Below are 12,962 nucleotides of genomic sequence, written 5' to 3' on the forward strand. Positions count from 1 at the left end.
GAGAGCTCCATGCCACGCGCGTTCTTCGTCACAGGCAACCAGTACAAAGCCGAGGAAGTCGCTCGGCTGCTCTCGGGCATCGACGTGGTCTGGCGCAAGCTCGCCCTCCCGGGGCACGAGCCCGCAGACGACGCGCAAGGCCCCATCGACCTGGGTGCCCTAGCGAAGCGCAAGGTGCTGGCGGCGTACCAAGTACTCGGCGCGCCATGCTTCGTGGAGACCACGGCGCTCGAGTTGGACAGCGGGGTCACACTCACGGGAGCCCGCTTCAAGAAACAGTGGCTCGCGCAAGGCGAGCGCGCGTTCCTGGACACCCATGGCGGCAACCGGGGCCGTGCGCGGGTGGCCGTGGCGTTCTCGGAGAATGGCCATCCGGGTCACGTGGCCCTCTTCGAGGGCTCCATGGCGGGCACGCTGCTCACGGAGCCTCGGGGCGAGGGCGGCTACGGCTGGGATCGCGCCTGGCTGCCGGATGGGTACGAGCGCACGCTCGGAGAGATGGCGCAGCACAAGTTCTTCCTCAACATGCGCCACAGGCCGTACCTCGAGCTGGCGGATCGACTCCGGGAGCAATCGGCGGGCGGGGCCTACGAGGCGCACGTGACGATCGCGGCGCGCTCGGAGGACGAGTTCCAGCGCTTCCGTGCTTTCTGCGGCGCGGCGGGGGTGAAGTGCATCTTCATCGAGCTGGGCCAAGGCGAGGCGCGCTTCCAGCCCATGACTGCCTCCTACCACCACGGTCCGCTGAAGCAGGCGCAGGAGGAGGTACAGGCCTTCGCACGCGCGCTGGCGGTGGAGGGCTTCGACGTGACCCGCCTGAAGATCGAGGCGCTGGGCGCCAACAAGGACATTCCGAGCGATGACGCAACAGCCCGGGCCCAGCCCGCGAACTACTTCGAGTTCCACGTCAAGGTGACGCTGCCCGCGGAGGGGGCGGACGTGGAGGCACTGCGGGCGCGGTGCGAGCGGTACGGTGCGCACCTGTCGCGGAACGCGCGCAAAGTGCGGGCGGATGGGGGCGCCGAGCGCTTCGTCACGTTGCGAGTGAAAGGACTGGGCCGGGCGAACGCGGAGGCACGCTTCTCGGCGGTGCTGCGGGATCTGGCAGAGACGGGCCTGCCCCTCTCCTACCCGCTGCGCGAGTACACGGTGTACGACTCGAACCACGCACTCGATCGAGGCTGGGGCGAGGTGCGGTCATGAGCCCCCCACCCGTCCTCCGGGCGGCCACGGGGCTCTTGCGGCGCCTCTCTCACTCGCCCGAGGCGGAGCAGCTCGTCCTGCGGGGCGGGATGATGATGCGCCTGTGGTCCGGTCCGGTACCTCGGCCGGTGGAGGACATCGACTTCCTGGCTCTCTTCCCCTTCGACCCGGCGGCGACCGCCGCAAGGCTGGAGTCCGTCTGCCACGTCGAGGCGGGCGATGGGCTCCGCTTCGGCACGCTCCGCTCCGAGGTGATCTGGGCGGAGACGAACTTCCCCGGCGTACGAGCCTTCGTGGATGTGACGCAGCCCGGAGGCGAAGCGCCTTTCGAGCTGCGGATCGACACGGGCTTCGGCGATCCGATGGATCCGCCCCCGACCTGGATAGAGCCAGCCTTGGAGGAAGGGCCCCCGGCCCGGGTCCTCGCCTGTCGGCCGGAAACTCTGTTCGCATGGAAGGTCCACGGCCTCTTCGAGCGGGGCAAGGGCCGCTTCCGCCCAAAGGATCTCTTCGACGTCTACCTGCTGGCGAAGCACTCGCCGCTCGCTCCAGCGCTGCTGCCCCGGGCACTCCGGCTCGCGTTCGACTCGCGGGGTGACTCGCTCGATCTCACCTCGCGGCTCATCTCGGGCGAGTTCGGCCGGAGCCCCTGGAGCATGGAGAAGTGGGCACGCTTCAGGCAGAGCCTGCCGGAGGGGCGCCCGGAGCAGCTCGCCGAAGTGGTGGCCTCGGTCGCGGCGGTGCTCGGTCCGGTGGTGGCAGCGGCCCGTGAGCTTCCACCGGCCGCACGCCCACCCCCTGTCCACCCTCCTCCTCAGTGATCTCCGGTGTGGCCGTGGGACTGAGTGTGCGGCACGACCTCGAGCACTTCGGCCATTCCCAGGTCCCCATGCTCGGCGATGTGGCAGTGCATCATGAACTGGCCGAGGTAGCGAACGTAGCGAGTGCGCAGCTTGACGGTCTGCCCGCTGCGAACAATCACCGTGTCCTTCCAGAGGATCTTCCCGTCCTCGGTCGTCAGCTGGAACGGATTCACGTGGATGTGGAAGGGATGGTTGAAGTTCTGGGACGTCACGCTCCACTCCTCCACCGCGTCCAGCATCAGCTTGCGCACCGCGTGGGGATCGAATTCCTTGCCATTGATCAGGAACCGCGGCGGCGTCACCGAGAGGTCGATGCTGAAGACGACCTGCTGCTGCCCGGTGATCTCAGCGTCCTGGATGGGCTTGAACGGAGCGAGCGGCGCCAACTCCTGAGCCGTGGGGAGGCGCATCCTCTTCAGCTTGCCCTTCGCCACCACCACCCGAGCCAGGGTGTGCCCCGGTGCGGGAGCTGGCATGTTCTCGTCCACGAGGAAGTATGTCCCCGGCGGCAGCGGAGTCCCATTCACCTCCGCCGCACGCACCATCACGTCCACGCGGTAGCCGGGATGCATCTCCGTCTCCGTCACCGCGTCGATCCGGCCGGTGGTGATGCCGTCATGCGCGATCTGGAACTGCGTCAGGGGGAACTCCTGATTCCCCTGGCGACGAACCAGCCGGAGCTTGAGCATCTCCCGAAGGCCGCCGTGGATGAACCGCCAGCGCTGCACCTCACCAGGGAACAGCGTGTAGGTGGGCTCGACTTCTCCATTCAGCGTGAAGCGCCGCCCCTGGGTCGGCCACAGTCCATTCCTGAGCTGGTCATAGTTCTCCACCATGAAGGCCTGGTGCCCCGGCATCGTGGGATCATCCATCAGCTCATAAGGGATCTGCTGGAAGAGGATGATCCGTTCCTTGGCGGCGCGGATGGCGGGCACCCTGTCGATGTCGCCTCGGATGATCAGTGGGCCGGCCATGCCGCTGGCAAGCTGGAGCGTCGCTGAGCCATGCTTGTGCGCGTGGTACCAGTAGGTGCCCGCGGGATGGTCCAGGGGGATCTTCACCTCGTACTCGAATCGATGGCCTGGAGTCAGGGCCAGCATCACGTTGTCCGCGTTCCCCGAGGGCGACACGTGCAGTCCGTGGAAGTGAAGATTCGTGGTGTTGAAGCCGTGAGGCTCGGTGCTCGGGTGCTCCATGCCATCGAGGGGCGGCGGCTCGGGAGGGAGCTGGTTCTCCAGGGTGATGTTGAGCGTGTCCCCGGGAATGGCCTCGATGAGCGGGCCGTGCAGCTTGCCGTTGTAGGAGCGCAGCTTGACCTGGTCCCAGGCGGTGCACCCTCCGTCCTGAACGCTCCGGCAGATCCGGTGCGTGGCATACCGGAGTTTCAGGTGGATGAAGAGATCGCGAGGAGAGCGCTGGCGCTTGCCACCGCGCTGATGCGCCTCCTCATGCGCGTCCTCATCATGACGGTCATGCTTCAGGAACCGTTGGTTCCGCTCGACGACTTCGCCCGGGGTCGCTGCTTCATAGGCCATGGTTCTGCTCCTGAGCTCGGGACAGGCCACGGTGACCCGCCCTCAACAGGAGCAGAGTGAGTCCCTGCTCCATGTGACCTACGTGTTCCGGAAGGAGTCCTGCCCGGCTGTTCTCCAGGCAGACGTCATTCGCGGTTCCAACTCCGTCCTTGGCTCCCGAGCAGCTGCCGAGCCTCCTCGGGCCCCCAGCTCCCCGCCTCGTAGTTGGGTCCGGCCTTCGTCGCGCTCCAGGCCTCCAGCACGGGCATGACCAGTTCCCAGCTCCGCTCCACCATGTCCCGGCGGGTGTAGAGCGTGGAGATGCCCAGCAGTCCCTCCAGCAGCAGGGGCTCGTAGGCCTCGGGTAGCCGCTCCTCGAAGGCCTGCGCGTAAAGAAAGCTCAGATCCACCTCGCGCATGCCCAGGCCGCGGCCGGGAATCTTGGTGTTGATGCGCAGCGCCAGGCCCTCGTGGGGCTGGATGCGGATCACCAAGCGGTTGGCCCCCAACTGCTCCTGCCCTTGCATCCCCGGGAAGCGGAAGTGCCCAGGCTTGAATTGCACCACCACCTCCGTCACCCGTTCCTTGAGACGCTTGCCGGAGCGCACGTAGAAGGGCACTCCCGCCCACCGTACGCTGTCGAAGCGCATTGTCAGTAGGGCATAGGTCTCCACTCCGGAGTCGGGAGCCACGCCCGGCTCCTCGCGGTAACCCGGGACTCGGACTCCGCCCAGTGCCCCCGCGCCGTACTGTCCCCGGATGCACTCCGAGCGGATGCGCTCGGGCGTGAAGGCGCGTGCCCGCTGCAAGAACTCCACCTTGGCGGAGCGCACGGCCTCGGGAGAGAAGTTCTCGGGCGGCTCCATGGCCAGCAGCGAGAGCACCTGGAAGACGTGCCCCTGGATCATGTCCCGCACCGCGCCCGACTGTTCGTAGTACCCGCCGCGGCTCTCCACCCCGAGTGTCTCCGCATGAGTGATCTGCACGTGGTCGATGTGCCGGCGGCTCCACAGAGGCTCAAAGAGCCCATTGGCGAAGCGGAGCACCAGCAGGTTCTGAACCATCTCCTTCCCCAGGTAGTGATCCATGCGAAAGATGCTGGGCTCCTCGAAGTGGCGGTGGAGCCTCGTGTTGAGCGTCCGCGCGCTGTCGAGATCGATGCCAAAGGGCTTCTCGACGATGATGCGCGCCCAGCTGCCGCCCCGAGCCCGAGACAGCCCCGCGGTGCCCAGGTGGTCCACCACCGTGCCGAACAGGGACGGCGCCACCGAGAGATAAAAGAGACGGTTGCCCCGGGTATTCCGCTCCCGATCCACCTGGGCCAGCCGCTCGGCCAGCCGCGTGTAGTCCTCTCCCCGGGAGAGATCCATCGTCACGTAATCAAGCTTCCGGGCGAAGGCCTGCCACTCGATCGGATCCACCTCCCCTACCGCCTGCTCCAGGCCCTGGAGCACGCTGGTGCGGAAGCCCTCGCGGTCCATCGCCGCGAGCGAGGCTCCCACCAGCGTGAAACCTTCGGGCAGCAGGCCGCGCTCGAAGAGGCGGAAGAGCGCGGGCAGGAGCTTGCGGTGGGCGAGATCGCCCGAGGCGCCAAAGAGGACGAAGACGCAGGGCTCGGGAATGGCCTCACCCGCAGTTCCCATCGAGAGGCGCTCTTCTGTGTTTGCGATTGCTATCTGCGCCATGACTTCACCGTTGAAGTTGTCTAGGGAGGACGATCAAGTCCTCGAGCTCGACCGCAGGCAGCCCAGCCGCCTCCGCAATCGCGAAGTGCTCCGGCGCGTGATAGCCCCAGACGGCCCAGTGCGCCCGGAACCCAGCGCCGAGGGCGTCCTTGGCATTCAACACGTTGTCGTCGAAGAACCAGACGTCATCGGGAGAAACAGCAAAGGATTCGCTGATCGCCCTCAGCACGCGCACCTTGTCCCTGCACTCGCCGTGGATCCGCTCATCCGGGAGACGCAGGCCGGCGTGTTGCAACAACTCCTGGACCGAGCCGCTGTCCTTGGCGGTGACGATGCACACCGGCAACAGGGAGGTCCGCAGCATGTACTCCAGCCCCGGGTAGAACTGGTGGTAGGCCAGCCAGCGAGCGCGGAAGGCTTGCCGCGCGGCGCCCCGGTACTCGGTGACGCGGCCAACGAAGCGCTCGACCTGGCGTGGATCCAGGGCTCCGTAGGCCGCGTCGAACTCCGCCTGGCTCTCGAAGAAGCCCGCGTCGCTCTGGAAGGGCATGAAGAAATGCCCCAGGTGCTTGGTGAAGCTGCGGTGGTTCTTGAACCTCTCGATGAAGCTCGAGGGAATCTGGGCAAGGCCCTCATCGCTGAAGTGCTCGAGGCTCTTGCTGTAGTGGGCGTTCCAGCTCACCAGAACGCACTCGTTGAGACCATCGACCAGCAGTCCATCGAAGTCCAATGCCAGGACTTTCTTGGGGCGCATGTGGGGCCTTCCCTTTCAAGCTCACGCAGCAATGGTGGACGAGGACGGATTCCGGGCCGCGTTGGCCTCGACCGCCGCGAACACAGCCCTCATGAACTTGCCCACGTACCCGTAGTAGGAGCAGGTGATGATGTTGCCGTCGACAATGACTTCCGCGTCGACCACATCGGCGCCGCTGTTGATCATGTCATCGACGATGCCAACGTACGAGCACACCTTCCGGCCCTTGAGCACCTTCGCGGAGATCATGATCCACGGGCCGTGACACAGCCCCGCGACGATCTTCCCCGCCTCATCCATCGCCTTGACGAAGGCCAGCACCGTCTTGTCCTGGCGGACCCGCTCCGGGGCTTCATGGCCGCCAGTGAGGATGACCACGTCGTAGCGATCTACGGACAGGGCCGAGAACGGCATGTTGGGCTTGGCCGTCTTGTCCATGGGCAGCGGGACGTTGTACTTGCCAATGACAGGCTTGCCCTCCTTGGTGGCGATGTCGACGTTGTAGCCCTCCTCCTTCAGGCGGTAGTAGGTGTAGACGACGTCGTGATCCTGGAAGCCGGGGCCGGTGATGATGACAGCGTTGAACATGGTGGTGCTCCTGTTTGATGGTGGGTTGAGGTGGTGACTGCGGCACGTGTCAGATGCGGGTGATCGCCAGATAGCGCTCGATGGACTCGAGTTGAGAGAACCGGGCCTCACTGCTCTTGAAGATGGCAACCCTCTGCCCGAGGGCCCCAGCAGCCGACAGTGACACCGCGAAGTCGGGAAGCCGCCGGCTGTGCTTGATCCGAAGGCCGGTCAGGACATCGAACCGGAACAAGCCTTGGAGATCCTGCTCGCGGATCTTGGAGTAAGGCTGGGTGGGGTCCTCGAGCAAAGGGGCAATGTCCTGGGCGCTATTTCTGGACTCATACTGCTGGCCTTGCCGCCCATAGCGGTCTTGCTTGCGGATCAGGTCGAACTTGTTTCTCGGTGTTTCCACTTCGACCAAATGGGCTTCCCAGGGCCCCACGTTGTCGGTGGAGTGGAACACGCCCTTGGGGATGCGTGCGTATTGGCCCGTCTCGACGCGGATGGAGTGGCTCAGGAAGTTGATCTGCAGGCTCCCGCCCAAGCACATCAGCACGGTCTCCTTGCGGGGATGACAATGCATGGACGTGGATTGACGAGGAGCCAGCATCAGCTTCCACACATCGATCAACATGTCGGCATAAACTCTGTGTTCATACCCCCATGGCTTCTCGATGAGGGCGTCGAGATAGGCGTCCTTGGTGAAATCCTCGAAGCGGATGAGCTGTCCGCCCGCGAGCTCCTCGGAGAATGCAAAGACATCCTCCGCTGACACCTCGGACACATCAAAAGCAGTTCGCGTCCCCCTACCCTCGTCGTGTAGTTCCTGGTTCAGCTCCTGCATGGGTTTGGCTCCTGTCCAATTCCGCTGCCATTTCTATGGAGCCGCGTGCGGAACGTTGTGACGGACAGGTTGGATGTTCGTTGAGAGCAGCCGGGCGTGGAGACCACAGGACTGAGGTCGTCACATTGCCCACGAGCCCACTCTCTACGAAGGAGTCCCGCGAGGGATGCCACGAAAGGGGCAGCTTCGCGGTGCGGGATGGCCGGCTGGTGACGGGGCAGAACCCCGCCTCGTCCGTCGCCGCCGCGCGCGAGGTGCTCACCGCCCTTCAGGAGCGCTGACGATTCAAATCAATCGCCCGGAGGAAGGGCAGGCAGGGGACCTGGACATCGCCTGCCTTTCCGCCAAGCCACCCCTCAGGAGGAGCAACCCATGGCTCGAATGATGTTCATCGTGCGGCGTGAGCGAGCTCACTTCTGGGCGGGAGGGGGGGAAGCAGCAGCCTCCCCCGGAGTCTCCACTTTGAAGCCCGCGCGCTCCAGCATGCTCCGCATCTCATTGCGTGCCACGGATTTGTTGAGCGCCTCGGTCGGGACCACCAGCTTCTTCTTGACCAGCTCCAGCAGCGCGTCGTTGAGCATCATCATTCCTGCCCCGCGCCCGGTCTGCATCACCGAGGGGATCTGGAATGTCTTGCCCTCGCGGATCAGGTTCGACACCGAGCTGGTGCACAGCAGCACCTCTTGGGCCGCCACGCGCCCACCGCCAATTTTCTTGCACAGCGTCTGCGAGATGACGCCCTTGAGTGACTCGGACAACATCATGCGAATCTGCGACTGACGGTCCGCTGGAAACTGGTCGATGATGCGGTCCACCGTGGAGGCCGCCGTGTTCGTGTGCAGCGTCCCGAACACCAAGTGCCCCGTCTCCGCCGTCTCGATGGCGATGGCGATGGTCTCCAGGTCTCGCATTTCACCCACCAGCACCACGTCCGGATCCTCGCGAAGCGCCGCGCGCAGCGCGTCCTTGAAGGAGTCCGTGTGGACGCCGATCTCCCGCTGGTTCACCAAGCACTTCTTGTTCGGGTGAACGAACTCGATGGGGTCCTCGATGGTGATGATGTGATCCTCGCGGAACCGGTTGATGTAGTCGACCATCGACGCCAGCGTGGTCGACTTGCCCGAGCCCGTGGGGCCGGTGACGAGCACCAGCCCCTTCGTGAGGAAACACAAGTCCAGGATCTGCTTGGACAGGCCCATCTCCTCCGCGCTGCGGATGGTGTTGGGGATCTGCCGCATCACAGAGCCAATGCCCTTCCGATCCGCGAAGACGTTGACGCGGAAGCGCGCGGCCGGCAGCTCATAGGCAAAGTCGGTATCGCGCTTCTTCTCCCACTGCTCCTTGTTCTTGTTGGGAGCAATGCTGAAAACCATCGCCTTGAGGCGCGCGGAAGTCAGCGGGCCGTACTCCGGCAGCGGCACCATGTCGCCATCGATGCGCATGTGCGGCACCGTATCGCTGGACATATGGAGGTCCGAGGCCCGGCGGGCCAGCATCGTCTCCAAGAGGGAATTCATCTGCGCCCTCGCCTCGTCCTGTTCCTGGTCTCCCTCGACCAGGCCCAAGGAGACAGCGGGGGCGGGAGCAGGCGGGGGGGGATCCGGAGGCGGAGGAGCCGCCGGCGCCGCCGCCGGCGCCGGGACGCTGGAGGCCCCCTGCGAGGAGAGCACCGGAATGGCCGGCTGCGAATTGCGGCCTGTGGCAGCGGAGCGAGGCGCCACTACGGGCGCCGAAGGAGCGGCAGGAGCGGCAGGAGCAAGCGTGGGACGCGTGCTGGGCGCGCTCGGCGCGGGCGCCACCGGGGCGAGCTGGAGATTGTCCTCCTCCAGATCGATCGTGCCGTACATGGCATGGGGGGCGAAGGGCACCATCGACACCCGGGCACGGTCCTTCTCCAGCTCGAACTTCACCTGCACCGCGCCCGCAGGCGAGGAATAGGGAAACAGGGTGATCCCCCCGGCCGGAAAGGACGCGCGCTGATCCGAAGGTACCAGTTCCGCGACCGCCCCGATGATCTGCTGGGTCGTGAGCTGTTGCTTCAGGACTGGCAGCAGCCCGGTCGTGGTGCGAATGCTCACACCATTGCCGGTCTCCATGACGATTTCCAGACCAGAGTCCTTGAGCAACTTTTCGATGATGTAATCAATTCTGGCCATGATCTCAGCGGGCGAGGGGTTCCACGTATGCGACGTGACGCTTATTGACGAGCGCTACGCGCTTGTCCTGGATGAGGCGGATGAACTGGGGGGCATCGTTGAGGAAGTCATTGAGCCGGGTGCGGCCCTCGGGCTGCATATAGACGATGAGCCCCTGCAGCCGCTGTCCATCCACCAGCCGGATCTCTACCTCATGCTCGGTCATGATGGTGAGCCTGTCCTCCTCGCGGAGCTCGTGCTCGACGTCGGTCCGGGCTACCGCGATGGCGACGCTGTTGAGGAAGGTGACCCTCCCCGTTGCCACGTCCTGAGCGGGAATGAACCGCGACTCGCTGTTGAGCAGATCCGACAGCCGCTCGGTCTCGCTGTAGTGCGGGACCCCCGTCGTGAGGAAGACTGACACTTCTCGCGCCTCACCGCCCGGGAGGATCACCTGGGCGATGATGGGCTGCTTGGGAACTCGAAATTCTTCCAAGGAAACTGCCTCCTCACACTGGGCCTCACCCACTGCTCGGGTGAATGGCCGTAGGTCCCGCGCCACGTAGCGCCAGAATCCGGAGCGAATCCTATCGATTGCTTGCCAACCCGCAAGGCCACGAGCGCTCAGCCCCTTCACCCCATGGCCCCCGGCAGGTACTTTTGGGCAGATCGGCCGGGTCCCACGATGCCGTGAGGCATGGCCTCAGCCGTTCCAGCTGTCAGGGCTGCCCTGGACGACCTTGGTATCCGCCAGCATGTCGTGGATGCAGCGCCGCTCGTCACCGAAGATCATCAGCGCATCGATGAGGCCGAAGATCCCGCAGAAGCTGCCGATGACCGCAGGGATGCCGTTGCGCAGCAGCAGGATCCGGCCCAGGGAGGCCGGGCTCCCATCGGTGCGGACCACTCGGATGTTTCGCATGCGCTTGCCGATGCTCTGGCCACGCTGGGCCAGCGTGATCTGATAGCCGAGCACCCCCAGGGTCCCGAGTGCCCCCAGAAGGAAGGCGAAGCCCCCAGAGCCCCCATTGCGCACGAGGATGGCCCCGAGAATTCCCGCCCCCAGGAACGGAAGAACGAGGATGAAACTGTCCACCAGGTTGGCCACGAAGCGATCCCCCCGCTCCGCGAGATTCGGCGTGCGCTGGTCGCACACAGAGCAGTAGTCCTGGCCATCCGCGCCCACGCGATAGCAGGTTCTACAGGTATAGCTTCCGCAGCGGGTGCAGGTGGCGAGAGCCGGAAAGGAGGGATGACGCGCACAGAGCGCGCCCAGGGGGCTATAGGAACCAGGGGCTTCCATTGCCGACACTTCACCAGGAAAGGAAGCCAGCTCACAAGAGCCCCAGGGAGTACGGCCATAGGGACGGAGGCTCGCGCGACTCAAAACCCCGTCGAGAGCGCGAGCTGCTCAGTTCGGTCCACGTCCTCCTTCACCCGCGCGAGCTTCTCGCGGATTGCGGCGGGCGCATCGGGTCCCAGGGGGAGGCGCAATGTCGAGGTACTCGCGGCCACCGCATCCACGATGGCCTTCGCGGCCTTCGCAGGATCCCCCGGCTGCTGGCCGTCGGACTGCTTCGCGTAGGCGCGCATCGGTCCAACCATCGCGGCGTACCCTTCTATCTCCGGCATCAGCCGGAACGAAGGCCCCAGGAGCTTCGTGCGGAACATGCCCGGCTCGACGATGAGCACCCTCACGCCATGGGGCTCGACCTCTTTCGCGAGCGACTCGGACAACCCCTCCAGGGCGTGCTTGGCCGCGCTGTACGCTCCCACGCCCGGGTATGTCACGAGCCCAGCCACGCTCGACACCTGGACGATGGTCCCCGAGCGACGCTCCCGCATCAGGGGAAGCACCGCGCGCGTCACTGCCACCGCCCCGAAGAACAGCGCCTCGAACGCCGCCCTGAGTTCCTCGTCGCTCGTCTCCTCCACGGCGCCCACCACGCTGTAGCCCGCGTTGTTCACCAGAACGTCGATGCCACCGAAGCGCTCCACCGCTGACGAGATGGCGTCGCGAATCTCCTCGGGTTTCGTGACATCGAGGCGGACCGCGAGGACGCGCTCCGGTGCTCGCGCCACCAAGTCCTCCAGCGAGCGTGGATTCCGGGCCGTCGCGACGACGCACCCTCCCCGCTCGATGACTTCCTCCACGATGCAGCGGCCGAACCCCGACGACGAACCCGTGACGAACCAGACCTTGCCCTGTGTGTCCATGACAGCCTCCCTGGAACAAGAACTACAGAGGCCCCGTTCGCTCCGAAACACGTCGTCTCTGAATGCGCTTTGTAGTTACGCTAAGCAATGCACGACGACCTCTCCGGCCTCACGGCGTTCCTCACCGTGGCGCGCAAGCGAAGCTTCACCGCCGCGGCGACGGAGCTCCGGGTGACCCCTTCCGCGGTGAGCCAGACGCTTCAGGCACTCGAGAAGCGCGTGGGCGTGCGCCTCTTCCAGCGCACCACGCGCAGTGTTGGGCTCACCGAGGCGGGCAGGCAGTTCCTCGCACGGCTCGAGCCCGCGATGAAGGGGGTGCAGGAGGCGTTCGAATCCCTGGGAGAGCTGCGCGACCGTCCCGCGGGACTGCTGCGTCTGACGCTGCCGCGCTACGGCTACCAAGAGGTTCTCGGCCCCCACCTGGCCGCGTTCCTCGCGGCCCATCCCGATATCCAGGTGGACATCCAGCTCGACGACGCGCTGGTCGACATCGTCAAGCAGGGCTTCGACGCGGGCATCCGCATTGGCGAGCGGATGGAGCGGGAGATGATCGCCATCCCGGTGAGCGACGACATCCCCATGACCGTGGTGGGCGCCCCTTCTTACTTCGCGACACGCGGCACGCCGAAGCACCCCCGCGACCTGCGCCATCACGACTGCATCAACTACCGCAGCAGGACGACCGGGGGCCTCTACCGTTGGGACTTAACGGACGGTGGAAGACGCATCGAGGTCGCGGTCGAGGGCCGCGTGGTCCTCGATGATGCGGAGCTGTGGGTGGACACTGCGGTGTCCGGACTGGGGCTCGCCTTCGTCCCGGAAAATCGCGTGCGGAAGTTGCTGGCCGAGAAGCGCCTTGTGCGCGTGCTCGAGCCCTACTGCCCCACCCTGCCCGGCTTCTTCCTCTATTACCCGAGCCGGACGCACGTGGCGCCCAAGCTCAAGGCGCTCATCGACTTCCTCAAGGTGAGCCGCCAGAGCCACCGCGATCCATCGCGATGAACTCAAGCCCCAAGGCTGTCGCGATGGGAGGCAGCAGCAAGGCCGGGGCATAGATGGCCGTGTGCCATTTGCAAACGGCGACCATCGCGAAAGCACCTATCAGCGTCCAAGCGCCTCCCCCCCACGCCCCCCCACGCCCCCCTTGCATCCGATGGACTGCCAGAGCCATCAGCCA

Annotated in this window: 13 protein-coding genes; 4 read left to right on the top strand and 9 right to left on the bottom strand. The window is 65.5% G+C overall.

Features of this window, described 5'->3' with window-relative positions:
• Nucleotides 1-9: 9 nt before the first annotated feature.
• Nucleotides 10-1,203: a non-canonical purine NTP pyrophosphatase gene (locus tag DB31_RS47830; protein WP_169787031.1), complete on the top strand. Its 1,194-nt coding sequence runs from the start codon at nt 10-12 to the stop codon at nt 1,201-1,203.
• Complete coding sequence (locus DB31_RS11075) at nt 1,200-2,024, top strand: nucleotidyl transferase AbiEii/AbiGii toxin family protein (RefSeq protein WP_052419868.1); 825 nt, start codon at nt 1,200-1,202, stop codon at nt 2,022-2,024. The genes DB31_RS47830 and DB31_RS11075 overlap by 4 nt, the downstream gene beginning before the upstream one ends.
• Here DB31_RS11075 and DB31_RS11080 read toward each other — a convergent pair.
• The 5 genes from DB31_RS11080 to DB31_RS44700 all read right to left on the bottom strand — a co-directional run bounded on the left by DB31_RS11080 (nt 2,018) and on the right by DB31_RS44700 (nt 7,433).
• A complete protein-coding gene (locus tag DB31_RS11080; RefSeq protein ID WP_052419869.1) occupies nt 2,018-3,601 on the bottom strand; it encodes a multicopper oxidase family protein in 1,584 nt (527 codons plus the stop codon). The genes DB31_RS11075 and DB31_RS11080 overlap by 7 nt on opposite strands.
• 125 nt (nt 3,602-3,726) lie before the next feature.
• Complete coding sequence (gene zwf / locus DB31_RS11085; RefSeq protein WP_044186006.1) at nt 3,727-5,223, bottom strand: glucose-6-phosphate dehydrogenase; 1,497 nt, start codon at nt 5,221-5,223, stop codon at nt 3,727-3,729.
• 46 nt (nt 5,224-5,269) lie between these two features.
• Nucleotides 5,270-6,019 carry an HAD family hydrolase gene (locus tag DB31_RS11090; protein ID WP_044186007.1) on the bottom strand — a complete coding sequence of 250 codons (750 nt, stop codon included), beginning with the start codon at nt 6,017-6,019 and terminating at the stop codon, nt 5,270-5,272.
• Between the two features lie 21 nt (nt 6,020-6,040).
• Nucleotides 6,041-6,607: a type 1 glutamine amidotransferase domain-containing protein gene (locus DB31_RS11095; protein WP_044186008.1), complete on the bottom strand. Its 567-nt coding sequence runs from the start codon at nt 6,605-6,607 to the stop codon at nt 6,041-6,043.
• 49 nt (nt 6,608-6,656) lie between these two features.
• Nucleotides 6,657-7,433, bottom strand: coding sequence for a cupin domain-containing protein (locus tag DB31_RS44700; RefSeq protein ID WP_052419870.1), 777 nt, complete (start codon nt 7,431-7,433; stop codon nt 6,657-6,659).
• A 125-nt stretch (nt 7,434-7,558) separates the two neighbouring features.
• On the opposite strand from DB31_RS44700, the gene DB31_RS48720 reads away from it, so the two are divergent.
• Nucleotides 7,559-7,714, top strand: a complete 156-nt coding sequence (locus DB31_RS48720) for a thiamine biosynthesis protein ThiJ (RefSeq protein WP_205628488.1) — start codon at nt 7,559-7,561, stop codon at nt 7,712-7,714.
• Between the two features lie 129 nt (nt 7,715-7,843).
• Here the strand turns inward: DB31_RS48720 and DB31_RS51225 are convergent, their stop codons facing one another.
• The 4 genes from DB31_RS51225 to DB31_RS11120 form a co-directional block, all read right to left on the bottom strand.
• Entirely contained in the window at nt 7,844-9,589 is a 1,746-nt protein-coding gene (locus DB31_RS51225; protein WP_044186009.1) for a type IV pilus twitching motility protein PilT, read from the bottom strand.
• A gap of 4 nt (nt 9,590-9,593) precedes the next feature.
• Nucleotides 9,594-10,064, bottom strand: coding sequence for a hypothetical protein (locus DB31_RS11110; RefSeq protein ID WP_240486629.1), 471 nt, complete (start codon nt 10,062-10,064; stop codon nt 9,594-9,596).
• A 207-nt stretch (nt 10,065-10,271) separates the two neighbouring features.
• Complete coding sequence (locus tag DB31_RS11115; protein ID WP_240486630.1) at nt 10,272-10,754, bottom strand: RDD family protein; 483 nt, start codon at nt 10,752-10,754, stop codon at nt 10,272-10,274.
• A gap of 197 nt (nt 10,755-10,951) precedes the next feature.
• On the bottom strand, nt 10,952-11,785 hold the full coding sequence (locus DB31_RS11120) for an oxidoreductase (RefSeq protein ID WP_044186012.1): 834 nt from the start codon (nt 11,783-11,785) through the stop codon (nt 10,952-10,954).
• Between the two features lie 87 nt (nt 11,786-11,872).
• Here DB31_RS11120 and DB31_RS11125 point away from each other — a divergent pair, with 87 nt between their 5' ends.
• Nucleotides 11,873-12,787 (top strand): LysR family transcriptional regulator, encoded by a 915-nt coding sequence (locus tag DB31_RS11125; protein ID WP_044186013.1) that lies wholly within the window; start codon nt 11,873-11,875, stop codon nt 12,785-12,787.
• Nucleotides 12,788-12,962: the final 175 nt, after the last annotated feature.

This window comes from Hyalangium minutum (genome assembly GCF_000737315.1).
Lineage (GTDB): Bacteria > Myxococcota > Myxococcia > Myxococcales > Myxococcaceae > Hyalangium > Hyalangium minutum.